A 26,304-nucleotide genomic window follows, 5' to 3' on the forward strand; every position below is an offset into this window, starting at 1 on the left:
ACATCGGCCACTTTCAAAATACAGCGACGGGCTTACTTCAGCGCACCAAAGACTTTGCCGAGGATAGCACTGCCGGCACCGACCGGATCCTGGCGTATCGCTTTCTCTTCTTCACCGATCATGGTGTACAAGCCATCCAGCGCGCGCTTGGTTACGTAACCTTCAACCGTGGTTTCATCTTTCGAGACCAGGCCGCTCGAACCTACTTTTCCCATGATCGCGTTGTACTGCGGTGCCAAACCATTTTTATCGGTAATATTTTTCACTACCGGCAGGAATTGCGCACCCAATGGCGTCGCGGTTTTTTGCCGGAAGAAATCGGTCACCGAGGTATCGCCGCCGGTCAGGATATTCTTCGCATCTGTCACCGACATCGATTTCACCGCATCCAGCAATAAAGGTTTGGCCAGTGCCACTGCCGATTCCGCCGCATGATTCATTGATACCTGTAATTCTTCAACCTTCTTGCCCTGCCCTGTCATCTTCAGGATGGGCATCGCTTTTTCCACTACGCTGGGCAAACCGATTTTTACTTTTTCATTATTCAGGAAGCCATTTTCCACACCCAGTTTGGACACCGCGACTGTCGCCCCCTTTTCCAATGCCGCTTTCACCCCGCTGGTCGCGTCCTTGTTGCTGATGTCCGCCAGCGACACGGCAAAGGCCGCGGAAACGACCAGGCTTAATGAAACTGCGAGCGTCGTTTTGGAAAAATGATGGTTGAGCATGGTGTCTCCTCAAGAGTAACGATGAATGGGATGATGCGATGGGTATCTGGATGATAGCGGCTTCATATTATCGCAACACGCATTGTTGCGGCAGCACTTTGCGGCAAACAATTGCAAGCGGGCGAAACAGGAACTCTTTACCAAGAGCCACCCGATCACATAAACATGGGAGGAGGAATTGCCGGCAGGAAAACCGACTGGAGGAAGCGCTGTGAAGCTGTTTACATATGATGACAAGATACAGCAGCACACCGGCCGGAAACATGACTCCCGACCGGTGTGAGGCAAACTCAGCTTATGGCTGGGCCGCCAGTGCCAGACCTTCTTTCGCTACCGGTGCTTCCCAGCCGCCGCCCAGGGCGCGGATCAGGCCCACCGATGCCACCGCACGCTGGCCGGTGCTGCGTATCTTCGAGCGTTGCGACGACAGGCTGGAGCGCTGTGCATCGATCACTTCGAAGTAGCTGGCCGAACCATAGCGATAACGCGAGTCGGCAAGGCGCGATGCCAATTGTGCCGAATTGACCGCCTGGTCTTCAAACTGCAATTGACGATCCAGCGTGCGCAAGGCGCTCAGATTGTCTTCCACATCCTGGAAACCGACCAGCACCTGTTGCCGATAATTGGCCACCAACGCTTCGTAATTGGCATCCGCCCGCGCTAGGTTGGAGCGGTTACGACCGCCGTCAAACAAAGGCATGCTCAAGATGGTGCCAACCACGGGTCCCAGCATCCAGCTGCGGCTCGACCATTTGAACAAGTCGCGCAATTCATTCGACTCGTAACCGGCCGATCCGGTCAATAGCAGTTTCGGGAAGAAGGCCGCCTTGGCCGCACCGATACGTGCGCTGGATGCCGCCAGTTGGCGCTGTGCCTGCGCAATGTCAGGACGACGTTCGAGCAAATCGGATGGCAGGCCGGACGGCACGGTCACCACCTCGGCCGCCAGTGGCGCAACCGGCAGGCTGAATTCCGCCGGCGCTTTGCCGAGCAGGATGGCGAGTGCATGGTCGCGTTGTGCACGTTGCCGTTTCACGCCTTCCAGTTCGGCACTGGTGGTGGCCCATTCCGTTTTTGCCTGTGCCACGTCCAGCTCACTGGTATCACCGGCATCGAAGCGGCGTTGTGTCAGGTCCAGTGCTTCCTGCCGTAAAGCGACCGTCTTTTGCAATACGTCGACTTCGGAATCCAGCGAACGGATAGTGAAGTATTGCTGCGCAACGTCTGATTGCAAGGCGAGTAACACGGAGCGATATGCCGCTTCCTGCCCTTCTGCATCCAGCCTGGCGGCACGACTGGCATCAGACAAGCGACCGAACAAATCGACTTCATACGCAAAACTCAAAGGTGCACGATACTGCGTGCTCGCACCTTGCGCATTACCGGTACGGGTCGGACCGACTCCGGCGTCGACCTGCACGCCGCGATCAGCATCTACTACACCTGCGATGGCGCGTGCATCTTTCACACGTGCCAGCGCAATCGCCAGGTTCAGGTTGGAGTTGCCAGCTTCCACGATCAGATTACTCAGTTGCTCGTCGCCGAATACCTTCCACCATGCGCCTCTATCCTTGTTGTCGGCCGGCGCTGCCAGCTTCCATGCACCATCCAGCGTGCTTGCCTGCTCACGATAAGCATTCGGCAAGTCCAGCTTCAGTTCTTCCGGCGGCCGCGCCGTCGAGCAACCGGCCAGCACCAGTGCTGCGACCATGGTACTCAGGGTTAAATTAAATTTCTTCATCATCACACCTCGTAATTGTGCGGAGTATCCGCTGCAGCAGCAGGATGTGGATGCGCGACGTAGGCCTCGCTTTCCACTTCCTTCTTGCGCGTAAATTTCTTTTCCAGCGTGCGCAACAGCACATAGAAGATAGGCGTCAGGAACAGGCCGAATGCCGTCACACCTATCATCCCGGAGAACACTGCCACACCCATGGCATGACGCATCTCTGCACCGGCACCGGTCGACAGGATCAGCGGCACCACACCGGCGATAAACGCAATCGATGTCATCAGGATAGGACGCAGACGCAAGCGGGCTGCCTCAATCGCTGCTTCATAGATGCCACGGCCCTGATGCTCAAGTTCACGGGCGAATTCCACGATCAGGATCGCATTCTTACAGGCCAGCCCCACCAGCACGATCAGGCTGATCTGCGTGAAGATGTTGTTGTCGCCGCCTGTCAACCAGACCCCGAAGATGGCAGACAGCAAGCCCATCGGCACGATCAGCAAGACTGCGAGCGGCAAGGTCAGGCTTTCATATTGCGCAGCCAGCACGAAGAACACCAACAACATCGCCAGTGGCAGGATCACGAACAGCGTATCGCCGGCAATCTTGTCCTGATAAGTGATCTCGGTCCATTCATAGCTGATGCCACGTGGCAGCGTTTCTGCCAGCAGGCGCTCTACTACCGCCTGCGCCTGGCCGGTACTGTAACCAGGAGCCGGGCCACCGTTGACGTCAGCTGCCGGGAAACCGTTGTAGCGGATGAATTGATCAGGGCCGTAGCTCTGCGTCATTTTCAGGACCGACGACAGCGGGACCATTTCGCCATTCTTGTTACGCGCTTTCAACAAACCGATATCTTCGGCATGGGCACGGAACGGTGCGTCCGCCTGCACCCTGACCTGGAAGGTACGACCGAATTTATTGAAGTCGTTGACATACAGCGAGCCCAGGTAGATCTGCAAGGCATCGAATACCGACGGTACCGACAAGCCGAGTTGCTGCGCCCGGGTACGGTCCAGGTCCGCATACAGTTGCGGTACATTGATCTGGTAGCTGGAGAACATGCCGGCCAGTTCAGGTGCCTGATAGGCTTTCGCGAGGAAAGCTTTCAATGCATCGTTCAAGGCTTCCTTACCCAGCGCACCCCTATCCTGGATCTGCAGCTTGAAGCCGCCGATGGTACCCAGGCCCTGCACCGGTGGTGGCGGGAACATCGCAATGTAGGCACCCTTGATGCCGGACATTTGCTGGTTCAGCTTTTGTGCAATCGCCGGACCGCTCAAGTCTTTGCTGCGACGCTCTTCGAATGGCTTGAGCGTGACAAACACGATGCCTGAACTCGGGCTGTTGACGAAGCCGTTGATCGACAGGCCAGGGAATGCCACCGCCGATTCAACACCCGGTGTCTTCATGCTGATCTCGGACATTTGACGAATCACTTCTTCGGTACGATCCAGCGAAGCTGCATCCGGCAATTGTGCAAAACCAACCAGATACTGTTTGTCCTGGCCCGGAATGAAGCCGGCCGGTACGTGATGGAACAGGAACATGGTCGCGCCTATCAGTACTGCGTACACCGCCAGTGCAGCTGATTTCCGTTTCAGGATACCGGTCACTCCGCCACCGTATTTTTCCGAACTGCGGTGGAATACTTTATTGAAGCGTACGAAGAACCAGCCAAACAGGCGGTCGATCAGCAACTGGAACTTATCCTTAGGTGCACCGTGGCTCTTGAGCAGCATGGCAGCCAGCGCCGGCGACAAAGTCAGCGAGTTGAACGCCGAGATCACGGTCGAAATTGCAATCGTCAACGCAAACTGTTTGAAGAACTGACCGGTCAGGCCGCTGACGAAAGCCAGTGGCACGAACACTGCCGACAACGTCAGCGCAATCGCCACGATCGGACCCGATACTTCACGCATCGCCTTATACGTCGCTTCGCGCGCCGTCAGGCCATCTTCGATATTGCGCTCGACGTTTTCCACCACCACGATCGCATCATCGACCACGATACCAATCGCCAGCACCAGCCCGAACAGGCTGAGCGCATTAATGGAAAAGCCGAGGCCCATCATTACCGCAAAAGTACCGATGACCGATACCGGCACCGCCAGCAGCGGAATGATGGAAGCGCGCCAGGTTTGCAGGAAGATGATCACGACGATCACCACCAGCAGGATGGCTTCCAGCAAGGTATGCACTACCGCTTCTATCGAGGCACGGACGAACTGGGTCGGATCGTAGACGATGCTGTAATCGACGCCTTCCGGCATATCCTTTTTCAGCTCGATCATGGTCTTGCGCACACTATTTGAAATATCGAGTGCGTTTGAGCCAGGCGACTGGAAAATAGGAATGGCGACAGCGGACTTATTATTCAACAATGAACGCAACGCATATTCGCTGGCACCAAGTTCGACCCGCGCAACATCACGCAAACGCGTTACCACGCCATCCGGCGAAGTACGGATTACGATATCGCGGAATTCATCTTCGGTCGTCAGGCGACCTTGTGCATTCACCGAGATTTGATAATCGACGCCAGGCACCGATGGCGATGCGCCGATCACACCGGCTGCCACGTTGACGTTTTGCTGGCGGATCGCATCAACCACATCATTGGCCGACAAGCCGCGCTCTGCCACTTTGCGCGGATCAAGCCAGACGCGCATCGAGTAATCGCCGGAACCGAACAATTGCACGGCACCGATACCCTGCAGGCGAGCCAGGCGATCTTTCACGTTCAACACTGCGTAGTTGCGCAGGTAAGCCATGTCGTATCGGTCATTAGGCGATACCAGATGGACCACCATCGTCAAATCAGGCGAGCTCTTGGTGGTGGTCACACCGAGTCGTTGCACCACATCCGGCAAACGCGGCAACGCCTGGTTCACACGGTTTTGCACCAGTTGCTGCGCCTGGTCCGGCGACACACCCAGTTTGAAAGTAACGGTCAGGGTCATCAGGCCGTCGGAAGTTGCCTGCGACTGCATGTACAACATGCCTTCGACACCGTTGATCTGTTCTTCAATCGGGGTGGAAACGGTTTCCGCGATGGTTTGCGGATTGGCACCAGGGAAGTTGGCTTTGACCACGACTGATGGCGGCACGACTTCAGGATATTCGGAAATCGGCAGGTTCAGCATCGAGATCAAACCACCGATCAGGATGATGGCCGATAAAACGCCGGCAAAGATGGGGCGATCGATAAAAAATCGAGAGATATTCATTTCAGTTTTTCTTCTTAAATGTGGGGAGCGGAGTCAGCTACTGTCGGGTTCCGATTTAGTTGACTGCGCTGGAAGCCGCCTGCCCTGCCGGCTTCACTGTATTTGCACTGGCGACACGCGCATCCATCTTCACGACTTCCGGTGTGACGGTGTCATTCGGGCGTATGCGTTGCAAGCCGTTGACGACGATGCGTTCATCTTTTTGCAAACCGCTACGCACGATGCGCAAACCGTCGACGATAGGACCCAGGCTGACCGGACGATAAGTCACCTTGTTATCGGCACTGACCACCATCACGTATTTCTTGTCCTGATCGGTACCGACTGCCTTGTCATCGATGAGCAAGGCGTTCTTTGCGTTTGCATCGCCGGTGCGTACACGTGCATACATGCCCGGTGTCAGCGTACCGTCTTCGTTATTGAATACGGCACGTACACGTATCGTGCCGGAGCCGGTATCAAGACGGTTATCGAAAGACTTCACATTACCGTTGCGCGGATAACCTTCTTCACTGGTCAGGCCGATGGAGACTGGAATCTTGCTCACGCCACTGTTACCAACCGTACCGTTGCCGGCGTAGCGGATATAAGTAGGTTCATCGATTTCAAAATTGACATAGACCGGCGATACCGACACGACGGTGGTCAGCGTCGGTGCAGTCGGACCGGTTGCAACCAGGTTGCCGACGGTAATTTCCGCACGCGAGACACGACCGGAAACCGGTGCGGTGATTTCGGTGTATTGCAGGTTCAGGCGTGCGGTCAGGACCGCAGCGTCGGTCGCTTTCAGGTTTGCATCGGCTTCCTGCATCGCGTTTTCGCGGGTATCGAGTTCACGTTGTGCGACTGCACGTTCTTCCAGCAAACGCTTGGTACGTTCCAGTTCGGTTTTGGCCAATGCCAGGCGTGCCTGCGCTCCTGCACGTGCCGCTTCGGCGCGTGCCAGTTCCGCTTTGTATGGGCGCGGATCTATCGTAAACAGCAAAGCGCCTTTCTTGACCAACTGGCCATCCTGGAAATGCACTGCATCGATAGTGCCGGAAACGCGTGGGCGGATTTCGACCCGTTCGACGGCTTCCACCCGCCCGGAGAAATCATCCCATTCAGTAACCGAACGTTCCAATACGCTGGCAACCGTGACGCTGACTGCCGCCGGTGCCGCCGCCGGCGTTTTTTCCGCACGACCTGTCAGTGATATTGTTGTCGCGCCGACAATCAGCAAAACGCCGACCGCTATGGCGATGGCGCTACGGGAAAAACGTGGTGTAGTCGATGTTTTCATTTTCATTCCCTGAAAAGTAATCTGTGAAAAATTGGTAATTAATTAGCAATGGCTAGCAACTAAAGAAATTCGGTATCGTGGAAGATCAGTTGAAAGATCGACATCGCATCGCGTTTTTCCCTGCCGCGGAACGCAAAAATGCCACCCGCCGACGCGAATCGGCGTTTGGTGGCATCATGTCGGGTTTGCGCATGCTTACTGCCCGGCTTTGCCGAAGTTGCCCAGCGACACGTTGGCGCCGACCAGTACTGCACCGCCGGTCAAGGCACCGTCATAGACGATTTCCTGCAATGCCTCGTTATGCATCGCGGCAGACAGCGCGAGCGTACTGGCAGCAACAACAGTTATTTGGTAGAGACGGTTTTTCATTTGGTACACTCGCTGTAACTGAATAAATAAAGTATTGATAGATAGAAACTAAAAGAACGATCCTTGACTGCCGAAAGGCCTAAAAAAATATTTCAATTTCATGACACTTTCATATTTCATAGTGATCGCTATGAAAGTATGATGTGAACTGTATATTGCTTGTTTAAACCTGTCAAGGGGTTTACTATCGATCGCTATGGAAATGGAAAATAAATCCGAAAAGTGTGACAAACCACGCAAAAAAGGTGGCCGTCCCCTCTCTTTTGACCGGGAAGCTGCATTGGAGCGTGCGATGTTGGTGTTTTGGCGCTACGGCTACGAAGCCGCTTCGCTGAGTGAGTTGACCTCCGCCATGGGCATCACACCGCCCAGCCTGTACGCCGCTTTCGGCGACAAGGAACAATTATTTCTGGAAGCCGTTGAGCGCTACTCCACCAAGAGTTGCGACGCCCTCCAATGCCTGTTTGACGAAGCGCCGACGGCACGTGATGCGATCGAGCGTTTATTGCAGAGCAGCGCAGTGGACAACACCTGCCCCAGCCATCCGCCAGGTTGCCTGGTGGTCACCGCGACCACCAATTGCTCGGCTTCGGCCGAACATGTGCAAACCGCGATGACCGAACGCCGCGACAATGTCGAGACCATGATCAAGACGCGGATAGAACAAGGTGTGAATGAAGGGGAATTGCCGGCGGGTACTGATCCCGGCACATTGGCCAGCTTTTATGCGACAGTGATCCAGGGCATGTCGACCCAGGCACGCGATACCGGTGATCGTGACAAGCTGCTTGCGATTGCGGCAGCTGCTATGCGCGCCTGGCCGGTCAGCAAATAGCAAGGCACAGTAATACCGTCAGGTGAAACAGCGGACGTTCTGCCCGCTGTCATCCATTCAATTGAAGACCATCAGAAAGAAGAACCTGCCGTTTGCAAAAACGCCAGTTCCTCTGCCGTAGAATCGCGTCCGAAAATCGCATTCCGGTGCGGGAAGCGCCCGAAGCGCGCAACGATATCGCGGTGCCGGATCGCGAATTGCACAAAACCGCTAAAGGTTTGTTTGTGCGCAGCCGGCACATCCTGCAGCAACTGTTCAAACAAGGCGACCGAGCGATGCTGGTGCTCGAGCACTTCGGAATGTTCCAGCGGAAGATAAAGGAAGACCCGTTCTATCGGGCGTAAATGACGTTCGAAGCCATGATCCAGCGCAATCAGGCTCCATTGCAAAGCCAGCGCATCAAACGCAAACGAAGTCGGCAAGCCGCGATACATATTGCGCGGGAACTGATCCGTCAGCAGGATCAGGGCCAGCAAGTCGCGCGGTTGCTCGGCCCATTCATCCAATTCACCATTAGCGGCAGCCAGGGTACTGTTTTTAAAACGACTGCTGATCGCCTGATCCACCGCGTCGTCTTTGGACCACCACAGCTTGTTTTGCTGTTCAGCAGTTTTCGTATCGTCCTGTTCGCTGCCGAACCAGAACTGCAATACCGCATCCGCCGTTGCCTTCGTCATGCCATCTCCCGAAAAGTCCGTTGCGGCTATGGTCGCATAGCTTGCGGCAATCGGGAAGTCGGCAATCAGGCTTTGGTATTGATGTTTTGTCCTACATTCGCAGGCAGGCTGACTTTAGGCACGGCATCAAGCAAAGACAGTGCCGTCGTACTTTGGATATCCATCGCCTTCTTGAACACCGTCAGCGACACTTCATTGCTGGTGCGCTGTGCCGCCAGGTTACTGGCCAGGTTGGCAATATTGCTTACGTCCATACATACCTCGAATCTATGCACCGGAAATGGCGCTTCTACCTCGTTATCGGCGGCGATTCGCAATTCTTTATGCATGATCCGTTTTTTTAGTTGCGATGCATCAAAAAGCGCTTGAGTTTGCATAGGCCTCGCCGTTAAAGGCTTACGGCGTCCTGCCGGGTTTAAGAGGTAGTCAAAATGCGCATACAAAATGTCAAGATTTCCAGCCGCCTGATTCTGCTCAGCACATTTTTAATTTTAGGCTCGGTCGCCCTGGGTTTGACAGGATGGAGCACCATCAAGCAATCCAATGCGCTCATGATGTTAACGCTTGAGCAAGCATCCAATGTGGAACGCACGGTAGACACGGCGCGCAAGGCACAAGTCGATTTCAAAATCCAGATCCAGGAATGGAAAAATATCCTGCTGCGCGGTCACGATAGCGCAGACTTCGCCAAGTACAAGGCTGCCTTCATCAAGCAAGGCAAGGAAACCAATGATGGCTTGAATGAACTGCATGCGATCTTCAGCAAACTGCAACTGGCCACCCCGTTATTGAATGAGGCGCAGGCATCGCTGCTGCAACTGGAGAAAAATTATCTGGCGGCCCTCGGACAAAACAATCACATCGCAAGCGGCGGCGCAGCAGAGATCGATGCCATGGTCAAAGGCATGGACCGCGAACCTACACAAAAAATCGATCAGATCGTCAGCTATGTCAGCGAGCAATCGGCGCAGATCCGTGAACACAATCGTGTGGCCGCGCAAGCGCAAAATGAGCTGGCCACCAAAACCATCCTTTTGGCCCTGACCATACTCACCATCGTCGGTACCGGCCTCACCTACTGGATCATCACCAGCGTAACGCGACCATTAAGCAATGCCATCGACATCGCCCGCACGGTGGCGTCGGGTGACCTCACTGCCAAGATCGATGTCAACTCCAAAGATGAAACCGGCCAGTTGCTGCATGCATTGAAGGACATGAATGAAAACCTGATGCGCATCGTGACCAAGGTCCGGCACGGCACGGATGCGATCGCGACCGGCTCGAATCAGATTGCCGCCGGCAACCTGGATCTGTCCTCGCGTACCGAAGAACAGGCCAGTGCCCTCGAAGAAACCGCATCATCGATGGAAGAAATCACGTCCACCGTCAAGCAAAATGCCGACAACGCCAGGCAAGCCAATCAACTGGCCGCCAGCGCGTCGGACATCGCCGTCAAAGGCGGCGCCGTCGTATCGCAGGTGGTGGTCACGATGGAATCCATCAATGAATCCTCCAAGCGGATAGTCGACATCATCAGCGTGATTGACGGCATTGCTTTCCAGACTAATATCCTGGCCCTGAACGCGGCGGTTGAAGCGGCGCGCGCCGGTGAGCAAGGTCGTGGTTTTGCGGTCGTTGCAGCAGAGGTACGCAACCTGGCACAACGCTCGGCATCAGCCGCCAAGGAAATCAAGGCATTGATAGGTGATTCGACCGCCCGCGTTGATACCGGCGGGAAACTGGTGGCAGAAGCCGGTACCACTATGGGTGAGATAGTTGACAGTGTGAAACGGGTGACCGACATCATGGCGGAAATTACCGCCGCCAGCCAGGAGCAAAGTGCCGGCATCGAACAAGTCAACCAGGCGATAGGCCAGATGGACGAAGTCACACAGCAAAACGCCGCACTGGTCGAGCAAGCTGCCGCTGCCGCCGCATCCCTGCAAAACCAGGCGGAACAATTGGCACTCACCGTACGCAGCTTCAAACTGGATGAACACAGCGCACCGCTACCCGCCTGATATTTCATCTGTTAACAGTAATCGCTGCGACAGGCTACCGCGCACCTGATGAAAATCATGGTGCGCCGTTTTGCGTCAGGAATCCGACGGCCTGCGATAACATTTAACCGTTTTGTAATGTGCTTTGTAAAATTTTCATGGTGCTGCTTGATGTAATGAAATAAAACTCTGCGCATCTACAAATTAGTGGCAAGATTGGGGTCGGTTCTGATTAAAAAAGCGCCCTATCGATTGCCTGCACATAGCCAACGGAATATCCGACAAAAAATGCTTCGTAACCTTCTAGTACGCACTCCATTTTTTACTCGCATTGGCCTCCTGCTCATCAGCCTTTCCCTCTCCGCATGCGCGTCGCTGCCGGACGTTCAATACTTAAAGACTTCGCTGCAACCGCAAGAGTCGGCGACGATACAAACCGCGCAAGGCGGCACGCTCTCCAAGGAAAAAACCGAATCTCTTCTGGCACGACGCCTGCGCAGCGACAATGTCGCCTTGCCTGAATTGGCGGCCCTCGAAGAAGCCGCAACCGGCAGTCCGCTGATCGCAGGCAACAAACTGACCTTATTGAATGATGGCCCAGATACCCTGCGTGCAATGGTCGCCGCAATCCGTACCGCCAAGGATCATGTCAACCTCGAAACTTACATCTTCAATGAAGATGCCATCGGCACGGAATTTGCCGAGTTGCTGATGCAAAAACAGCGTGACGGTGTGCAGGTCAATATTATTTATGACAGCATAGGCTCGCTCAGTACGCCACCGGAGTTTTTCCAGAAGTTGCGCGACAGTGGTATCAACCTGCTTGAATACAGCCCGGTCAATCCTTTCAAGCGCGCCCTGTCGACCCGCCTGAATAATCGCGACCATCGCAAGATACTGGTGGTCGATGGCCGCATCGCATTCACCGGCGGCATTAATATCAGCAGCGACTATTCATCGAAATCGCTATTCCGTTCGAATAAAAAGAAAGACGATGATCTCGGATGGCGCGACACCCATATCCAGGTCGAAGGTCCTGCGGTCGCGTCCTTCCAATGGCTCTTCATGCAAACCTGGGTCAGCCAGAAAACCGACAACCTGGCAACGCGCAATTACTTTCCGCCGCTCACCCGCATGGGCGACAAGGTGGTGCGCGTCATCGGCAGCGAGCCGGGTGGCAATTACGAGATGTACAAGGCTTATGTGCTGGCGATGCAGGAAGCCAAGGTTTCCATCCACGTTACCAATGCCTACTTCGTACCCGATGTGCAACTGGTGCAGGCATTGACTGATGCCGCCAAGCGTGGCGTCGATGTGAAGATGGTATTTCCCGGCATGTCCGATGTCGGCCTCGTCATGTCTGCCGGTCGTTCTTATTACACCGAGTTGCTGGCGGCCGGTGTGCGCGTCTTTGAATTGCAAGCGTCGGTATTACATGCGAAAACAGCTGTCATCGATGGCTACTGGTCGACTGTCGGCTCGACCAACCTCGATATGCGCAGCTTCCTGCACAATCGCGAAGTCAACCTGATTGCATTGGACCGTGCCTTTGGTGACGTAATGGAAAGCACTTTCAGTGAAGACTTGAAAAATTCGATTGAAATCAAGCCGGAAGAATGGGCGCAACGCCCCTTCTCCAATCGCATGAAAGAATGGCTGGCGCGACGCCTGGAATACTGGTTATAAACGCCCCAAGTCGAAAATTTCCTTACTGGATGAAATACACCACCATTTTCAAATGCCGGTGTTCATCCACTATCAGAATTTCATGTTCAAAATTTCGCTGCTGACCGCCCGCATCCACGACTGAGCGGATACCCCTTTGCGCGACTTCGTTACCCGGCGTTTCCCACTCACGCCTGAAGTGCGGCGAGAGCATTTTCAACTCCTCAATCAAGCCCAGCATTACCGGATCTTCCGGTGCGATCGCGACATCGTAGCGAAACTCCGTCAACAAGCGGCGCGCATCGTCATCCCAGGCAGGTAACCGTCGCCGCATGTCGGGATTGGCGAATGTCATGCGTAGTATGTTGCGATCTTCGCGCTGCTTGCCTTCCAGTTCAAATAACGCGTCAGCCGCCGCATTCCATGCCACCACATCCCAGCGCAGGTTCTGCACGTAGGCGGGCCTCGGCAGATCATCAAGCAAGGTCTGGATGCCGGCTGTCACCGACAACCATTGATGCGCTTCGGGCGGTGGTGGCCGTCGGTGTGCCAACAAAAAGAGATGACAGCATTCCGCGTCGTCAAGCTTGAGGGCATGGCCCACGCTCAACAGAAACTTCTCGGACACTTTGACCTCCCGGCCTTGCTCGAACCAGGTGTACCAGGTCAGGCCCACGCCGGCCAGGGCGGCCACCTCTTCCCTGCGCAATCCAGGGGTACGGCGTCGTTCCGTTGCCGGCAAACCGACATCGCCCGGCGTCAGCTTCTTGCGGTGGCGAGTCAAAAACTCGGATAACTCATTTCGAGTACGGCTGAGGCCGCGTTCACGTATTGCTATTGCCATTGGTAATAGGATAAATGCTTAAATTGTCATGTGATGATATTGCCCGGAAGATGTGGCTTTCGCAATCCCAATAAGGCAAGGCCTACCTCCATGACACATCATCACGAAGCTGTCCCTATCACGCTGCCTGGCGTGCACTTAAATCAGCGCGCGGGCGCACGCGCCTGGGCGGGACTGGCATTACTATCCCTGCCCACGGTGATGCTGGGCCTGGATCTGACGCTACTGCACCTGACCTTGCCGGCACTCGCCGTCGACCTGCAACCGACCAGCACCCAGGCGCTCTGGATCATGGATGCCTATGGCTTCCTGATTGCAGGCTTTCTCATCACGATGGGGACCCTGGGCGATCGTATCGGTCGGCGTAAATTGCTATTGATCGGCGCGACTGCGTTTGCCGCAGCCTCGGTGGTCGCGGCTTTTTCGACCAGTCCCAATATGCTGATCGCGGCACGAGCAGCGCTAGGCGTGGCGGGTGCTACCTTGATGCCGTCGACGCTGGCGTTAATCAGTAATCTATTCACCGTTCCTGCCCAGCGCGCACTTGGTATCGGCATCTGGGCGGCAATGTGGGGCATCGGCTATGCCTTGGGGCCGGTCGTGGGCGGCATCTTGCTGGAGTGGTTCTGGTGGGGCGCCGCCTTCCTGATTGCCGTACCTGTCGTGATCCTGCTGCTGATACTGGCGCCATTTCTTTTACCCGAGTATCGCGCACCCGGCAATGAACGACTGGACCTGCTCAGCGTTGCCTTATCACTTGCGGCCATGCTGCCCTTCGTCTATGGCATCAAACAGCTTGCCAAATCCAGTATCACGCTCGATACCGTTGTCGCTATTCTGACCGGCCTTGTATTTGCATGGCTGTTCATTCAACGTCAGCGACGTTTGACTGATCCCCTGCTTGATTTGAGCCTGTTTGCCAACAAGGCCTTCTGTGTCGCCTTGCTGGTGCTGTTGTTTGGTCTGGTTTCAGTGGGCGGTACGATGTTGCTGGTTGCCCAGTATCTGCAATTGGTAATCGGCTATTCACCTGCGGTCGCAGGTTTGTTGATGGGCCTGGCGGCACTGGCCATGATAGTTGGCGCTACCAGCGCGCCACTCCTGGCGCGCGCGATACGACCCGGCTTCGTCATCACCGCTTCGCTGGCCCTGTCGGTGTTGGGCTACCTGATGCTGACGCAGCTGGATCACATCAGCAACGGCGTGACACTGGCGGTTGCCGCCCTGGCGCTGGCTTACCTCGGCAACGGTACCATCTCAGCCCTGGGGACCGAAATGGTCGTCGGATCTGCGCCACCCGAGAAAGCGGGAGCCGCCTCTGCGATGACCGAGATGGTGCAGGATCTGGGAGTCTCGCTGGGTATTGCTTTGCTCGGCAGCATTGCCAGCGCAATCTATCATCGCGCCATACTGGATCGTTTACCGGACGATCTGGCGACAGCCACGCGTACAGCCATCAGCGATAGCTTATGGGCCGCAACTTCCCTTGCATCCGAGCTGCCGACTGGCTTGATGGAACAGGCGCAAGCGGCATTTATAGCAGGACTCCAGGGGGCCGCCCTCTTCAACGTTTTAAACGTCACTGTGCTTACCTTGCTCTCGGCCGTGGCATTGCGACATATAGGCGTACCGCCCGGCCAGAAGTAAGTACCTCGTTGGAAATGCTGGTCGATATGCTTGCGCCGTCAAAAAAATGCGTGGCTATAGCCACGCTGCTACGAGCTGCCCTCACGACGCAGGCGCGCGTCTGTAATTCGCTCGAAGTGAACCAGCCCCCAATCACACATCGCATTAATAATTTCACCTAAAGACAAGCCGAATTCAGTCGGCTTGTATTCAACCCGTGGCGGAACTTCCGGATAAACCACGCGCTCGATCACACCGTCGCTTTCCAGTTCACGCAATTGCTCGGTCAATACTTTCTGTGAAATGCCTGGCATCAGGCGACGCAATTCGCCCGGCCGCTGCGTCTGCTCTAGCAAATGACACAGTATCGTGCACTTCCATTTGCCACCTATCAGATACAGCGTCGCATCGATCGGGAACTTGAATCCTGTGACCTTCATAACTCACCTATTTGTAATCAGGAACAAAAAAGTGCCTACTTTTCAGGCAGCTTATGCATTGCTAGCATACGTCATCACTCACTTCCCAGGCACATCATGAAAAGCAGCAAGATCCTCGTTATTGTGACGCATCCCGACATCCACAAGTCCGTCATCAGCAAAAGGTGGCTGCAGGAACTGCAGGAAAATTCAGATCTCGTCACCATCCATCAACTGCATGTACGGTACCCGGATGGAAAGATAGATGTAGCAGCAGAACAAAAACTACTGCTTGAGCACGACACCATCATCCTGCAATTCCCGCTCTACTGGTTCAGCACCCCGCCGCTCTTGAAGCAATGGCAGGATGAAGTCTTAACACATGGTTTTGCTTATGGTCGCGGCACAGAAAAACTGGCAGGCAAACGCATAGGCGCGGCAGTCTCGGCCGGCATCAAGGAAGTCGATTACAGGCAGAGTGGACGCTATCACTACACACTGGAAGAATTGTTGCGCCCCTTGCGCGTAACAATTGAATACATCAGTGCGGAGTACCTGCCTGTGTTTGCCTGTTACGGTATAGAAAGCGGTATTTCAGAAGAAGAGCTGGATACCAATGCCGCACATTACCTGCAGTACATCAGGGACTTGACACCTGCAAGCTGCGACATTGCCGACTAAGGCTACACGCTGATTATAGTGTTTAGTCCGGCGTCTGCTGGCAGAAGCGCAGGTGATTGCCAAAAGGATCGGCAATATCCATCATGCGGCCCCACGGCAAATCCTGCACACCCGGTTTGGCGTTCTTATAGTCTTTCGCCAGTAGTTCGGCATGCAGGCTGTCGATGTCATCGATAGGAATAAAGATTGCGGAGCCCGGTGTTGCATCGCCATGATGCTCGCTTAAATGCAGGATCAATGATGAGCGTCGCAGCTGCAGGTACACGGGGAAGTTATCGCCGAAGCGATGTTCCCAATCGCAGCTGAAGCCCAGGAAATCGAAATAAAACTCTTTGGCTTTGGCTTCGTCGAAGATACGAATGATGGGGATGGCGGCGGATATCTGCATGGCGGTTCGTCCGTATGTGTACGTATGGCGATTATGGCTGATTTATATACACGCGCAAATTAGAAAGCGATGCATCCGGACAGATGCATCGCTTTCTTTTTTCAGGCCAAGCGGATGCTGTTACACCAGGTCGAAGCGATCCGCATTCATTACCTTGACCCAGGCCGCAACGAAATCCTTCACGAATTTTTCTTTCGCATCAGATTCAGCATACACCTCGGCTACCGAACGCAAGATAGAGTTGGAACCAAAGACCAGGTCCGCCCGGGTAGCTGTCCATTTGACTTCATTGCTCTTGCGATCGCGACCTTCGAACACATTCGCGTCGCTCTCCACCGGTTTCCACTGAGTACCCATGTCCAACAGGTTGACGAGGACTTCATTGTTCAACACGCCGGGTGTCTTGGTCAGCACACCATGTCTGACACCGCCCACATTGATATTAATCGCACGCAAACCGCTTATGAGTACCGTCAATTCAGGTACGCTCAGACAGAGCAGCTGCGCCTTATCAATCAGTGCGACTTCGGCCGGCACACCATTCTTCTTGCCGACGTAATTGCGGAAACCGTCAGTGCGCGGTTCAAGTGCAGCGAAGGACTCCACATCGGTCTGGTCCTGCCGTGCATCATTGCGTCCGGCAGCAAATGGCACACTTAGGTTGACGCCTGCAGCCTTGGCTGCCTGTTCTACGCCTACACTACCAGCCAGCACGATCAAGTCTGCCAATGAAACCTGCTTGCCACCGCTAGCCGATTGATTGAAATCAGCCTGTATGCCTTCCAATACTTTGAGCACCTTGGCCAGTTGCTCAGGCTGGTTGACTTCCCAATCCTTCATCGGTGCCAGGCGGATGCGTGCACCGTTGGCGCCGCCACGTTTGTCCGAACCACGGAAAGTCGAAGCCGAAGCCCACGCCGTACCGACCAGTTCACTCACAGACAAACCCGAAGTCAGCAACTTCGCTTTCAGCGCCGTCACATCAGCGGCATCCACCAACTTGTAATCAACTTCCGGAATCGGGTCTTGCCAGATCAATTCTTCCTTCGGTACTTCCGGACCGAGGTAGCGCGAACGAGGCCCCATATCGCGGTGCGTCAGCTTGAACCATGCGCGCGCAAAAGCTTCGGCAAAAGCTTGCGGATCTTCGTAGAAGCGTTTGGAAATTTTGCCAAACTCAGGATCAAAGCGAAGCGTCAGATCGGTGGTCAGCATCGTCGGCTTGTGGAATTTACCTTTGATGTGCGCATCGGGAATGATGTCTTCCGCATCCTTCGCCACCCATTGCTTCGCACCGGCCGGCGACTTGGTGATTTCCCATTCGTACTTGAACAGGTTTTCAAAGAAGTTATTGCTCCATAAGGCAGGCGTCTTGGTCCATGTCACTTCGAGGCCGCTGGAAACCGTATCCTTGCCATGACCGTCACCGAAGTTGCTGACCCAACCGAGGCCTTGCGCTTCTATTCCTGCACCTTCAGGTTCCGGCCCCTTGTGCGATTCCGGCGCAGCGCCGTGCGCTTTACCAAAAGTATGGCCACCGGCAATCAGCGCCACGATTTCTTCATCGTCCATCGCCATGCGGTAGAAGGTAGCGCGGATATCCTTGGCAGCCGCCATATAGTCACCGCTGCCGTCCGGGCCTTCCGGATTCACATAAATCAGGCCCATATGTGTCGCGCTGAGGTTTTCATCCAGTTCACGATCACCACTGAAACGCTTGTCGGTACCGAGCCAGGTGGTTTCCGCACCCCAGTTGACATCTGTATCCGGCTCCCACACGTCAGCACGACCACCGGCAAACCCGAAGGTACGGAAACCCATGGACTCCAGCGCCACATTACCGGTCAGGACCAGCAAGTCTGCCCATGAAATCCTCTGTCCATACTTTTGCTTGATCGGCCACAGCAGGCGACGTGACTTGTCGATGTTGACGTTATCCGGCCAGGAATTGAGCGGTGCAAAACGTTGCTGGCCACGTCCACCACCGCCACGTCCATCCATCGTGCGGTAGGTGCCCGTCGCATGCCAGGCCATGCGGACAAATTGTGGTCCGTAGTGACCGAAGTCAGCCGGCCACCAATCCTGGCTATCAGTCATCAGCTTGACCAGGTCAGCTTTCAGCGCCTTGTAGTCGAGCTTCTTGAATTCTTCGGCGTAATTAAATTTCTCGCCCAAAGGGTTGGACTTGTTCGAATGCTGGTTGAGTACATCCACGCGTAACTGGTTGGGCCACCAGTCCTGGTTGCTCCTGCTGCGGTTCGCGGCATGGGGAAATGGGCACTTCGCTTCGCTTGACATGATGAGGTCTCCTTGAGTGCTCACGGTTTCGAATAAACCGCGAAAATTGATGAAAAATGAAGTGCTGAATGGCTGCCTGCTACCCGCTCAATATGCTTGCGCCAGGGCGGCCAGCATTTCCAACCAAAGCTGTGACGAAGGCGGCGCTGGGGCTTGAAGTTGGCGTGGGGACAAGGCTGGCTCCTGCATAAAGACGACGAATTCAGTTTATGCAAAAACTATCAAGAATCAAATTTGATTGTGTAAATATATCGGATAGACAATAACTATCCCCGCATTAATGTGGCAAGTTCGAGGATGGAGAGTATTAGATAAGAGGGACTACCAGGATAGGATGCTGCGATTGACCGGAACAAGCTCAAACGCCCAGCCATTCCTGCCGTACTGCTGCATCCGCCTGCAAATCCTGCGGACTGCCTTCAAATACGATCTGGCCATGGCCCATGACATAAACCCGTTGCGAGATTTTCAGTGCGATCGCAAGTTTTTGTTCTATCAGTAAAACCGATACACCACGCTGCACCAGTTCCTGCAGGAAGTTGGCAACCAGCGCCACCATTTGCGGCGCCAGGCCTTCGGTCGGCTCATCGATCATGATCAGTTCCGGATCACCCATCAGCGTACGGCACAAGGCCAGCATTTGCTGTTCGCCACCGGACAACACGCCTGCCTGCACATGTTGACGCTCCTGCAAACGCGGAAACAGGCGGTACATATCGTCAGCGTTCCAGCGTGATTTGGCTTGCGCACCGAGCAAGAGGTTTTGCGCCACGCTCAGCGTAGGGAAGATTTCCCGGCTTTCGGCAACATAGCCCAAACCCTGGCGCGCAATCCGGTAAGTCGGCAAGCCCAGGATTTCCTTGCCCTTGAAGCGGATAGTCCCGGTCGCTGCCACCATGCCCATCGTCGCTTTTACCGTGGTCGAGCGCCCCGCACCATTACGTCCCAGCAGGCTGACGATTTCCCCCGCCTGGATACTGAGATCGATACCATGCAAGACATGGCTTTTGCCATAAAAAGCATGCAGGTTTTTGATTTCCAGCAAAGCGCTCATAGCGTCTCCACCGTACCGAGATAGGCTTGCTGTACCAGCGGATTATTGCGGATATTGTCCGGCGTATCGCAGGCGATGATGTCGCCATAGACCAGCACCGCAATCCGGTCCGCCAGGCCGAACACCACATCCATATCATGCTCGACCATCAGCAGGGTTTTACCGGCGCTGACTTTGCGTATCAGCTCTACTGCCGCATCCGATTCCGAACGACTCATGCCGGCAGTCGGTTCATCCAGCAAGAGCACTTGCGCCCCGCCCGCTATCGTGATGCCGATCTCCAGTGCGCGCTGTTCGGCATAGCTGAGCAAATCTGCTTCTACATTGCGGCGCTGGTGCAAGCCGATTTCTTCCATCACCTGTTCCGCGCGTTGATTCACATCCTGCAAGCCATTCAGGCGCTGCCAGAATGAATAGCGATAACCGAGCGACCACAATACCGCGCAACGTAAATTCTCAAAGACACTGAGGCGGTGGAAGATATTTGTAATCTGGAAGCTGCGCGACAAACCCCGTCGATTGATTTGATACGGCTTTTGCCCTGCGATGCTATTGCCATTCAACAGGATATCGCCACTGCTTAAAGGAAAACGACCGGAGATCAGGTTGAACAAGGTTGATTTGCCGGCACCGTTCGGACCGATCAGGGCGAGGCGCTGGCCTTGCGGCAATTGCAGGCTGGCACCGCAAATAATTTCCGCATTGCCGAAACGTTTGCGTACATCTCTTAATTCCAGTGCGAGCTGACTCATGCGCCCACCTGCAATGCGTTTTCAATTTCCAGGTTGATCGTATTCCATGCCTGCTGCAAGCGGGGGCGGACACGCCACCAGATCAGGCCGCCGACTCCGGACAGGAACAAGGCAGCGAGCCAGTCATGAGCCCGTGCAGTATCCAATGTCCAGCCAAACAAGGACAGCGTACTGCCGTTGCGCGCATTCAGGCTCAGGTGATACAGCATTTCGACCAGTACGATGAAGCCGAGTCCCATCAGCAGCGCGGCAATCAGGCCTTGCACAAGAAGTGCCGACATCTGCTTCAATTTCCCATATTGCAGCAGGCGCATGAATTGCATCAGCAAGCCGGCAATCCCGCCCGGTGCCAGCATTACGATCAGGACGAAAAATACGCCGAGGTATAACTGCCAGGCATTCGTATAGTTGGACAAGACCACCGTCAGGAACACACCGACGATGGCACCCAGGATAGGGCCAAAGAAGAACGCCGTGCCACCAATGAAGGTGAACAGCAGGATCATGCCGGAACGCAAGGCGCTGACATTTTCTGCACTGACAATTTCAAAATTAATTGCGGTCAATGCACCTGAAATCCCGGCGAAGAAAGCCGACAGCATCAGGGTCAGGTAGCGTACCCATTGCGGATCGTAGCCGACGAACTCGGCGCGTTCGGGATTATCACGCACTGCATTGATGATGCGTCCCAGCGGCGTTTGCGTAAACGCATACATCGCCACCGTACTCAATAGCAGCCAGCCGGCGATCAGGTAATACACCTGTATCTGCGGGCCGTAAGTAATGCCAAAGAAAGCGGCACCGACCACACGATCGGTAAAGATGCCACCTTCACCACCAAAGAATTCCGGAAACATCAGTGAACAGGCAAACACCAGCTCGACTATTCCCAAGGTAATCATCGCGAAGGTCGTGCCGGATTTGCGCGTCGTTACATAACCGAACAAGGCACCGAAGAACAGGCCGGCGACGCCGCCGACCAATGGAATCAGGGTGATGGGTATATGCAGATTACCAGCGGCAACCAAGTTGATCGCATGTATCGCACAAAATGCACCGAGCCCGGAATACACCGCATGACCGAAGGACAGCATGCCGCCCTGCCCCAGCAACATATTGTAGGACAGCGCAAAAATGATGAAGGTACCCATCTGGCACAGTAGTGACAGCGAAGCACTTTGCGTAAAGATCAGCGGCGCGACTACCAGCAATGCGGCAAAGCCGCCCCAGATCATCCAGCGCCTGACATTGAAAGTCGCGGTGACGCTCATGCTTCCCTCGTCCCCAGCAAACCCTTGGGCCGGAAGATCAGGATCAGTACCAGCAGCAGATACGGCAAGATGGGGGCAATCTGCGAAATCGTCAGTTTCAGCACGCTATAGCCGGCTGCATCTTCACTGATATGGATGCCAAGCGCAGCCAGTGCATGCAGCAAAGAAAAATCGAGTGCCACGGCGAAAGTCTGCAACACACCGATCAGCAAGGAAGCCAGCAAGGCCCCACCCAGTGAACCCATGCCACCAACCACGACCACCACAAAGATAATGCTGCCCAGCGCATGCGCCATATTCGGTTCGGTCACGAAGGCATTGCCACCGATCACGCCGGCCAGTCCGGCCAGCGCGCAACCACCGGCAAAGACCCACATGAAAACACGCGGGACATTGTGACCCAATGCTTCCACCATCTGCGGATGCGTCAATGCGGCCTGTATCACCAGGCCTATGCGGGTGCGTGTCAGTGTGAAATAAATTGCCACCAGCATCAGGATCGCAACCAACATCATGAAGCCGCGGTAGATCGGGAAGGTGGTGGTGTACAGCGTGAACAGCGAACCCTGCAATTCAGGCGGGATGCTATAGGGCACAGCGACGCGGCCCCAGATCAGTTGCACCAGTTCGACGATGACATAGGACAGGCCGAAGGTGAATAAAAGCTCGGGAATTTTTCCGTACTTGTGGACTGCGCGCAAGCCGAAGCGTTCCACCAGCGCGCCGAGCAGGCCGACGGCCAGCGGTGCCAGTACCAGCGCCGGCCAGAAACCGATGGCGTTGCCGATGCTATACGCGAAGTAGGCGCCTATCATGTAGAAGCTGGCATGCGCGAAATTCAATACGCCCATCATGCTGAAGATCAGCGTCAGCCCGGATGACAGCATGAACAGCAGCAAGCCATAGCTCAGGCCGTTCAATAATGAGATCAGCGTAAATTCCACAAGCCCGTTCTCTCCTGTCCGGACATGCTACCGCGCGCCCGGTCCTTCATTGTTTCATACGAGGAAAATAATGCCGCGCCGGATGGTGCGGCATCACGGCATTAATGTGATGGCCGTTTCATCTGGCACGAAGTCGGCTGCGCTGCTACATAGGCATCGATCTTTTGATCGGTGCGCCAGCCATAACCGGTGTTTTCCTGATCGAACTTCACATCGGTATTATTTTGCTTGACCCAGGTCGCAATATACAAGGGTTGCTGCGCCTGGTGATCGGATTTACGCATCTCGACCTCACCATTGAGGCTTTTTACCTTCATGCCTTCCATTGCCAGCGCGACTTTCAGCGGATCGGTGCTGCCGGCTTCCTTAAAGGCCTTGCCCAGCATCGCCAGCACGGTATAAGAAGCCATCGCGTAGTAATCATCGTTGTATTTCTTTTTGAAGCCCTCGATGATTTCCTTGCCGGCGTAGGTTTCGTTATTCAAATTCCAGTAAGCCACGTACTTGACCCTATCCAGTCCGGCTGCCCCCATCGCGGTCGGCACACCGGTCGTCGCCGCGTACAGCGTATAGAAATTCGCCTTCAGGTCGGCATCCCGCGCAGCCTTGACCAATAAAGCCAGGTCGGCGCCCCAGTTGGCGGTGATGATGGTATCGGCACCGGAAGCTTTCATCTTCGCTACATACGGCGAGAAATCCTTGACCTGTCCGATAGGATGCAAGTCGTCACCGACGATTTGCACATCCGGGCGCTTACGTCCCATATAGGCGCGGGTCGAACGTGATATTTCCTGCCCCAGTGCATAGTTCTGGCCGATGACGTAGATCTTCTTGATATTCGGATCCTTCGCCATGAAGGTGGTCAGCGATTCCATCTTCATTTCCGAATTCGCATCGAAGCGGAAATGCCAGAAGCTGCATTTGCTATTGGTCAGCGCCGGATCACCGGCCGAGTGATTCAGGAACAGCACTTCCTTGCCGGGATTGCGTTCATTGTGTTTATTGATGGCATCGATCAGCGCCAATGCAACGCCGGAACCATTGCCTTGCGTAATGTAGCGATAACCCTGGTCGATGGCCGTCTTCAACTGGATCAGCGATTCCTGTGGACTCCCCTTGTTATCGAAGCCGACGATCTCCACCGTATTACTGCCACCCCACTGCTTTTGATTCGACAGATCGGCGATGGTCTGGAAGCTGTGCAGCAAATTCTGCCCGACCGGTGCAAACGGACCGGAGAGCGGATCGATAAAGGCGATCCGGACATTTTCGGCGAAAGACTGGGAGGCAGAAAGAGCAACAGCGGCGGAAAGAATGAGGGATGGAATACGCATGAACATTAATATTTAAATTTCTCGATAGAAACAATGATCATTTTTATACCATATTTATGGGATATTTGTGACGAAAACCGGCCCTGAGCAAGGTGTTTTGAGACGAGCGCAACCGATTTTCGCTTCTCTGTCAAAATACGCCCTTTATACCCCGCGTCAATACAGTAGCAATACGGTAATGACAGCAAGCAATCCGCATTCAAGCATGTCGCCTTGGTCAAATAAGGCGTCGAACAGAAACACAGGAATGTCATATGAATGCCCCGAAACCGCCGTACCCGGTCTATCGCACCAATACCCTGCCGCTGGAGAACTCCTTCGCCACGCTGCCGCCGGCGCATTACACCGCCTTGATGCCTACGCCTTTGCCGGATCCCTACCTGGTGTGCGCCAGCGCATCGACCGCTGCCATGATCGGCCTGGATTTCGCCGAAACCGCAAGCACGGAGTTCATAGCAAGCTTTACCGGCAACCGCCTGCTGGCCAACTCCAAACCGTTGTCCGCCGTCTATTCGGGGCATCAGTTCGGTGTCTGGGCCGGCCAGCTCGGTGATGGTCGCGCCATCCTGCTCGGCGATGTACCGGCGCCGGACATCGAACCATCCGGTCGACTCGAACTGCAATTGAAAGGTGCTGGCCTGACGCCCTACTCACGCATGGGCGATGGCCGTGCAGTACTGCGTTCGTCGATACGTGAATTCCTCTGTTCGGAAGCCATGGCGGCACTCGGCGTGCCGACCACGCGCGCACTCTGCGTGACCGGCTCGGACCAGCTCGTCATGCGCGAACAGGCCGAAACGGCTGCGGTCGCCACGCGCGTCGCCCAAAGCTTTGTCCGCTTCGGTTCTTTCGAACACTGGTTCTACAATGAAAAACACGATGAACTGAAGACGCTCGCCGATTACGTCATCGACCGTTACTATCCCTATTTCCGCAACAGTGAAAACCCATACAAGGACTTGCTGACCGAAGTCACGCTGCGCACCGCGCACATGATTGCGCACTGGCAGGCGGTCGGCTTCATGCATGGTGTGATGAATACCGACAATATGTCCATCCTCGGATTGACACTTGATTACGGTCCGTTCGGTTTCATGGAAGCTTTCAACGCAACCCATATCTGCAACCACACCGACCAGCAGGGACGTTACTCATATGCACGCCAGCCGCAAATCGGTGAATGGAATTGCTATGCACTGGGCCAGGCGCTGTTGCCGCTGATAGGCGATGTAGATGAAACCCAGGCCGCCTTACGCATCTACAAACCGGCTTTTGCCGAAAAATTTGAAGAGTTGATGCATGCCAAGCTTGGCCTGAAGACACGCCAGTCCGACGATCGCCAGCTATTCGATGCGCTGTTCGGCATCCTGCAGGACAGCCATGTCGACTTCACGACTTTCTTCCGCCAGCTCGGCAATTTGCAGCCGGCCAATAGCGACAGCCATGAAGACTTGCGCGATCTCTTCATCGATCGCGCCGCATTTGATGCCTGGGCGCTACAATACGGCGCGCGCCTGCAGCAGGAAAACAGTATCGATAGCGAACGCAAGCTTGCAATGGATGCGGTCAACCCCAAATACATCCTGCGCAATTATCTTGCGCAAATCGCCATCGAAAAAGCGCAAAATAAGGACTTCTCCGAGGTCGCCAAATTGCTGCAAGTGCTGGAAAAACCGTTTGACGAGCAGCCGGGGAATGAGAAATATGCTGCCTTACCGCCCGACTGGGCCAACGATCTGGAAGTGAGTTGTTCATCATGATAGACAAAGTAATCAAAACCGACGCCGAATGGCGTGCAATGCTGGACGACGAAGAATACGATGTGACGCGCCATGCAGCGACCGAAGCACCATTCACCGGCCGCTACTGGGATCACCACGAGTTCGGCATCTATACCTGCGTCTGCTGCAATACGCCCTTGTTTGCATCCGACACCAAATTCGATTCAGGCTGCGGCTGGCCCAGCTACTTCAAGCCGCTGAATCCGGCCAACGTGAAGGAAAAGATAGACCGCGCCTACGGCATGATACGTACCGAAGTCATCTGCAATGTCTGCGATGCGCACCTGGGCCACGTCTTCAACGACGGTCCGCCGCCTACCGGCCTGCGTTACTGCATCAATTCCGCGTCCTTACGTTTCGACCCGGCTCCAGAACTGAAATAAGGCAGTCC

The 26,304-nt window shown here is 54.9% G+C and carries 23 protein-coding genes; 7 read left to right on the forward strand and 16 right to left on the reverse strand.

Annotation, left to right across the window (positions count from 1 at the left end):
- Positions 1–32 precede the first annotated feature (32 nt).
- The 5 genes from ACFQPC_RS05975 to ACFQPC_RS05995 form a co-directional block, all read right to left on the reverse strand.
- Entirely contained in the window at positions 33–728 is a 696-nt protein-coding gene (locus tag ACFQPC_RS05975) for a DUF4197 domain-containing protein (protein ID WP_382270795.1), read from the reverse strand.
- Positions 729–1,023: 295 nt separating this feature from the next.
- On the reverse strand, positions 1,024–2,469 hold the full coding sequence (locus ACFQPC_RS05980) for an efflux transporter outer membrane subunit (protein WP_382271875.1): 1,446 nt from the start codon (positions 2,467–2,469) through the stop codon (positions 1,024–1,026).
- Positions 2,470–2,471: 2 nt separating this feature from the next.
- A complete protein-coding gene (locus ACFQPC_RS05985) occupies positions 2,472–5,690 on the reverse strand; it encodes an efflux RND transporter permease subunit (protein WP_382270797.1) in 3,219 nt (1,072 codons plus the stop codon).
- A gap of 55 nt (positions 5,691–5,745) precedes the next feature.
- On the reverse strand, positions 5,746–6,972 hold the full coding sequence (locus tag ACFQPC_RS05990; RefSeq protein WP_382270798.1) for an efflux RND transporter periplasmic adaptor subunit: 1,227 nt from the start codon (positions 6,970–6,972) through the stop codon (positions 5,746–5,748).
- Between the two features lie 195 nt (positions 6,973–7,167).
- Positions 7,168–7,341 (reverse strand): hypothetical protein, encoded by a 174-nt coding sequence (locus tag ACFQPC_RS05995; protein WP_382270800.1) that lies wholly within the window; start codon positions 7,339–7,341, stop codon positions 7,168–7,170.
- A gap of 202 nt (positions 7,342–7,543) precedes the next feature.
- Here ACFQPC_RS05995 and ACFQPC_RS06000 point away from each other — a divergent pair, with 202 nt between their 5' ends.
- Positions 7,544–8,176 (forward strand): TetR/AcrR family transcriptional regulator, encoded by a 633-nt coding sequence (locus ACFQPC_RS06000; protein ID WP_382270802.1) that lies wholly within the window; start codon positions 7,544–7,546, stop codon positions 8,174–8,176.
- A gap of 71 nt (positions 8,177–8,247) precedes the next feature.
- Here the strand turns inward: ACFQPC_RS06000 and ACFQPC_RS06005 are convergent, their stop codons facing one another.
- Together ACFQPC_RS06005 and ACFQPC_RS06010 are read right to left on the reverse strand one after the other, a co-directional pair.
- Positions 8,248–8,853: a DUF924 family protein gene (locus tag ACFQPC_RS06005; protein ID WP_382270803.1), complete on the reverse strand. Its 606-nt coding sequence runs from the start codon at positions 8,851–8,853 to the stop codon at positions 8,248–8,250.
- A gap of 65 nt (positions 8,854–8,918) precedes the next feature.
- A complete protein-coding gene (locus ACFQPC_RS06010) occupies positions 8,919–9,107 on the reverse strand; it encodes a YjfB family protein (protein WP_382270805.1) in 189 nt (62 codons plus the stop codon).
- A gap of 177 nt (positions 9,108–9,284) precedes the next feature.
- On the opposite strand from ACFQPC_RS06010, the gene ACFQPC_RS06015 reads away from it, so the two are divergent.
- A complete protein-coding gene (locus tag ACFQPC_RS06015; RefSeq protein ID WP_382270807.1) occupies positions 9,285–10,877 on the forward strand; it encodes a methyl-accepting chemotaxis protein in 1,593 nt (530 codons plus the stop codon).
- A 267-nt stretch (positions 10,878–11,144) separates the two neighbouring features.
- Positions 11,145–12,542 (forward strand): cardiolipin synthase, encoded by a 1,398-nt coding sequence (gene cls, locus ACFQPC_RS06020; protein WP_382270809.1) that lies wholly within the window; start codon positions 11,145–11,147, stop codon positions 12,540–12,542.
- A gap of 22 nt (positions 12,543–12,564) precedes the next feature.
- On the opposite strand, the gene ACFQPC_RS06025 is transcribed toward cls, so the two are convergent.
- Positions 12,565–13,365, reverse strand: coding sequence for a helix-turn-helix transcriptional regulator (locus tag ACFQPC_RS06025; RefSeq protein WP_382270811.1), 801 nt, complete (start codon positions 13,363–13,365; stop codon positions 12,565–12,567).
- A 90-nt stretch (positions 13,366–13,455) separates the two neighbouring features.
- On the opposite strand from ACFQPC_RS06025, the gene ACFQPC_RS06030 reads away from it, so the two are divergent.
- Complete coding sequence (locus ACFQPC_RS06030; protein WP_382270812.1) at positions 13,456–15,012, forward strand: MFS transporter; 1,557 nt, start codon at positions 13,456–13,458, stop codon at positions 15,010–15,012.
- A gap of 68 nt (positions 15,013–15,080) precedes the next feature.
- Here the strand turns inward: ACFQPC_RS06030 and ACFQPC_RS06035 are convergent, their stop codons facing one another.
- Positions 15,081–15,431, reverse strand: coding sequence for a winged helix-turn-helix transcriptional regulator (locus ACFQPC_RS06035; RefSeq protein ID WP_012079412.1), 351 nt, complete (start codon positions 15,429–15,431; stop codon positions 15,081–15,083).
- Between the two features lie 96 nt (positions 15,432–15,527).
- On the opposite strand from ACFQPC_RS06035, the gene ACFQPC_RS06040 reads away from it, so the two are divergent.
- On the forward strand, positions 15,528–16,091 hold the full coding sequence (locus ACFQPC_RS06040) for an NAD(P)H-dependent oxidoreductase (protein WP_382270814.1): 564 nt from the start codon (positions 15,528–15,530) through the stop codon (positions 16,089–16,091).
- A 22-nt stretch (positions 16,092–16,113) separates the two neighbouring features.
- Here the strand turns inward: ACFQPC_RS06040 and ACFQPC_RS06045 are convergent, their stop codons facing one another.
- The 7 genes from ACFQPC_RS06045 to ACFQPC_RS06075 form a co-directional block, all read right to left on the reverse strand.
- The gene (locus ACFQPC_RS06045) at positions 16,114–16,521 is read right to left on the reverse strand and encodes a glyoxalase superfamily protein (protein WP_382271876.1); all 408 of its coding nucleotides are present in this window, start codon (positions 16,519–16,521) and stop codon (positions 16,114–16,116) included.
- Positions 16,522–16,599: 78 nt separating this feature from the next.
- On the reverse strand, positions 16,600–18,777 hold the full coding sequence (gene katG, locus ACFQPC_RS06050; protein WP_382270816.1) for a catalase/peroxidase HPI: 2,178 nt from the start codon (positions 18,775–18,777) through the stop codon (positions 16,600–16,602).
- Positions 18,778–19,135: 358 nt separating this feature from the next.
- Positions 19,136–19,831, reverse strand: a complete 696-nt coding sequence (locus ACFQPC_RS06055) for an ABC transporter ATP-binding protein (protein WP_382270818.1) — start codon at positions 19,829–19,831, stop codon at positions 19,136–19,138.
- Positions 19,828–20,583, reverse strand: a complete 756-nt coding sequence (locus ACFQPC_RS06060) for an ABC transporter ATP-binding protein (protein WP_382270820.1) — start codon at positions 20,581–20,583, stop codon at positions 19,828–19,830. Before ACFQPC_RS06060 ends, ACFQPC_RS06055 begins: the two co-directional genes overlap by 4 nt.
- Complete coding sequence (locus ACFQPC_RS06065; RefSeq protein WP_382270821.1) at positions 20,580–21,854, reverse strand: branched-chain amino acid ABC transporter permease; 1,275 nt, start codon at positions 21,852–21,854, stop codon at positions 20,580–20,582. Before ACFQPC_RS06065 ends, ACFQPC_RS06060 begins: the two co-directional genes overlap by 4 nt.
- Positions 21,851–22,798, reverse strand: coding sequence for a branched-chain amino acid ABC transporter permease (locus tag ACFQPC_RS06070; RefSeq protein ID WP_382270823.1), 948 nt, complete (start codon positions 22,796–22,798; stop codon positions 21,851–21,853). The genes ACFQPC_RS06065 and ACFQPC_RS06070 overlap by 4 nt, the downstream gene beginning before the upstream one ends.
- Before the next feature lie 101 nt (positions 22,799–22,899).
- Complete coding sequence (locus ACFQPC_RS06075) at positions 22,900–24,138, reverse strand: branched-chain amino acid ABC transporter substrate-binding protein (protein ID WP_382270825.1); 1,239 nt, start codon at positions 24,136–24,138, stop codon at positions 22,900–22,902.
- Between the two features lie 248 nt (positions 24,139–24,386).
- Between ACFQPC_RS06075 and ACFQPC_RS06080 the strand changes: the two genes are divergently transcribed.
- The gene (locus ACFQPC_RS06080) at positions 24,387–25,892 is read left to right on the forward strand and encodes a protein adenylyltransferase SelO (RefSeq protein WP_382270826.1); all 1,506 of its coding nucleotides are present in this window, start codon (positions 24,387–24,389) and stop codon (positions 25,890–25,892) included.
- Positions 25,889–26,296, forward strand: a complete 408-nt coding sequence (gene msrB, locus ACFQPC_RS06085; protein WP_012079402.1) for a peptide-methionine (R)-S-oxide reductase MsrB — start codon at positions 25,889–25,891, stop codon at positions 26,294–26,296. The genes ACFQPC_RS06080 and msrB overlap by 4 nt, the downstream gene beginning before the upstream one ends.
- The last annotated feature ends 8 nt before the right edge of the window (positions 26,297–26,304 follow it).

This window comes from Herminiimonas glaciei, from assembly GCF_042664955.1.
GTDB lineage: Bacteria > Pseudomonadota > Gammaproteobacteria > Burkholderiales > Burkholderiaceae_D > Oxalicibacterium > Oxalicibacterium glaciei.

Coding starts and splice junctions, on each gene's coding strand:
- ACFQPC_RS05975 (WP_382270795.1), bottom strand. CDS start 728: ATGCTCAACCATCATTTTTCCAAAACGACGCTCGCAGTTTCATTAAGC.
- ACFQPC_RS05980 (WP_382271875.1), bottom strand. CDS start 2,469: ATGAAGAAATTTAATTTAACCCTGAGTACCATGGTCGCAGCACTGGTG.
- ACFQPC_RS05985 (WP_382270797.1), bottom strand. CDS start 5,690: ATGAATATCTCTCGATTTTTTATCGATCGCCCCATCTTTGCCGGCGTT.
- ACFQPC_RS05990 (WP_382270798.1), bottom strand. CDS start 6,972: ATGAAAACATCGACTACACCACGTTTTTCCCGTAGCGCCATCGCCATA.
- ACFQPC_RS05995 (WP_382270800.1), bottom strand. CDS start 7,341: ATGAAAAACCGTCTCTACCAAATAACTGTTGTTGCTGCCAGTACGCTC.
- ACFQPC_RS06000 (WP_382270802.1), top strand. CDS start 7,544: ATGGAAAATAAATCCGAAAAGTGTGACAAACCACGCAAAAAAGGTGGC.
- ACFQPC_RS06005 (WP_382270803.1), bottom strand. CDS start 8,853: ATGACGAAGGCAACGGCGGATGCGGTATTGCAGTTCTGGTTCGGCAGC.
- ACFQPC_RS06010 (WP_382270805.1), bottom strand. CDS start 9,107: ATGGACGTAAGCAATATTGCCAACCTGGCCAGTAACCTGGCGGCACAG.
- ACFQPC_RS06015 (WP_382270807.1), top strand. CDS start 9,285: ATGCGCATACAAAATGTCAAGATTTCCAGCCGCCTGATTCTGCTCAGC.
- cls (WP_382270809.1), top strand. CDS start 11,145: ATGCTTCGTAACCTTCTAGTACGCACTCCATTTTTTACTCGCATTGGC.
- ACFQPC_RS06025 (WP_382270811.1), bottom strand. CDS start 13,365: ATGGCAATAGCAATACGTGAACGCGGCCTCAGCCGTACTCGAAATGAG.
- ACFQPC_RS06030 (WP_382270812.1), top strand. CDS start 13,456: ATGACACATCATCACGAAGCTGTCCCTATCACGCTGCCTGGCGTGCAC.
- ACFQPC_RS06035 (WP_012079412.1), bottom strand. CDS start 15,431: ATGAAGGTCACAGGATTCAAGTTCCCGATCGATGCGACGCTGTATCTG.
- ACFQPC_RS06040 (WP_382270814.1), top strand. CDS start 15,528: ATGAAAAGCAGCAAGATCCTCGTTATTGTGACGCATCCCGACATCCAC.
- katG (WP_382270816.1), bottom strand. CDS start 18,777: ATGTCAAGCGAAGCGAAGTGCCCATTTCCCCATGCCGCGAACCGCAGC.
- ACFQPC_RS06055 (WP_382270818.1), bottom strand. CDS start 19,831: ATGAGCGCTTTGCTGGAAATCAAAAACCTGCATGCTTTTTATGGCAAA.
- ACFQPC_RS06060 (WP_382270820.1), bottom strand. CDS start 20,583: ATGAGTCAGCTCGCACTGGAATTAAGAGATGTACGCAAACGTTTCGGC.
- ACFQPC_RS06065 (WP_382270821.1), bottom strand. CDS start 21,854: ATGAGCGTCACCGCGACTTTCAATGTCAGGCGCTGGATGATCTGGGGC.
- ACFQPC_RS06075 (WP_382270825.1), bottom strand. CDS start 24,138: ATGTTCATGCGTATTCCATCCCTCATTCTTTCCGCCGCTGTTGCTCTT.
- ACFQPC_RS06080 (WP_382270826.1), top strand. CDS start 24,387: ATGAATGCCCCGAAACCGCCGTACCCGGTCTATCGCACCAATACCCTG.
- msrB (WP_012079402.1), top strand. CDS start 25,889: ATGATAGACAAAGTAATCAAAACCGACGCCGAATGGCGTGCAATGCTG.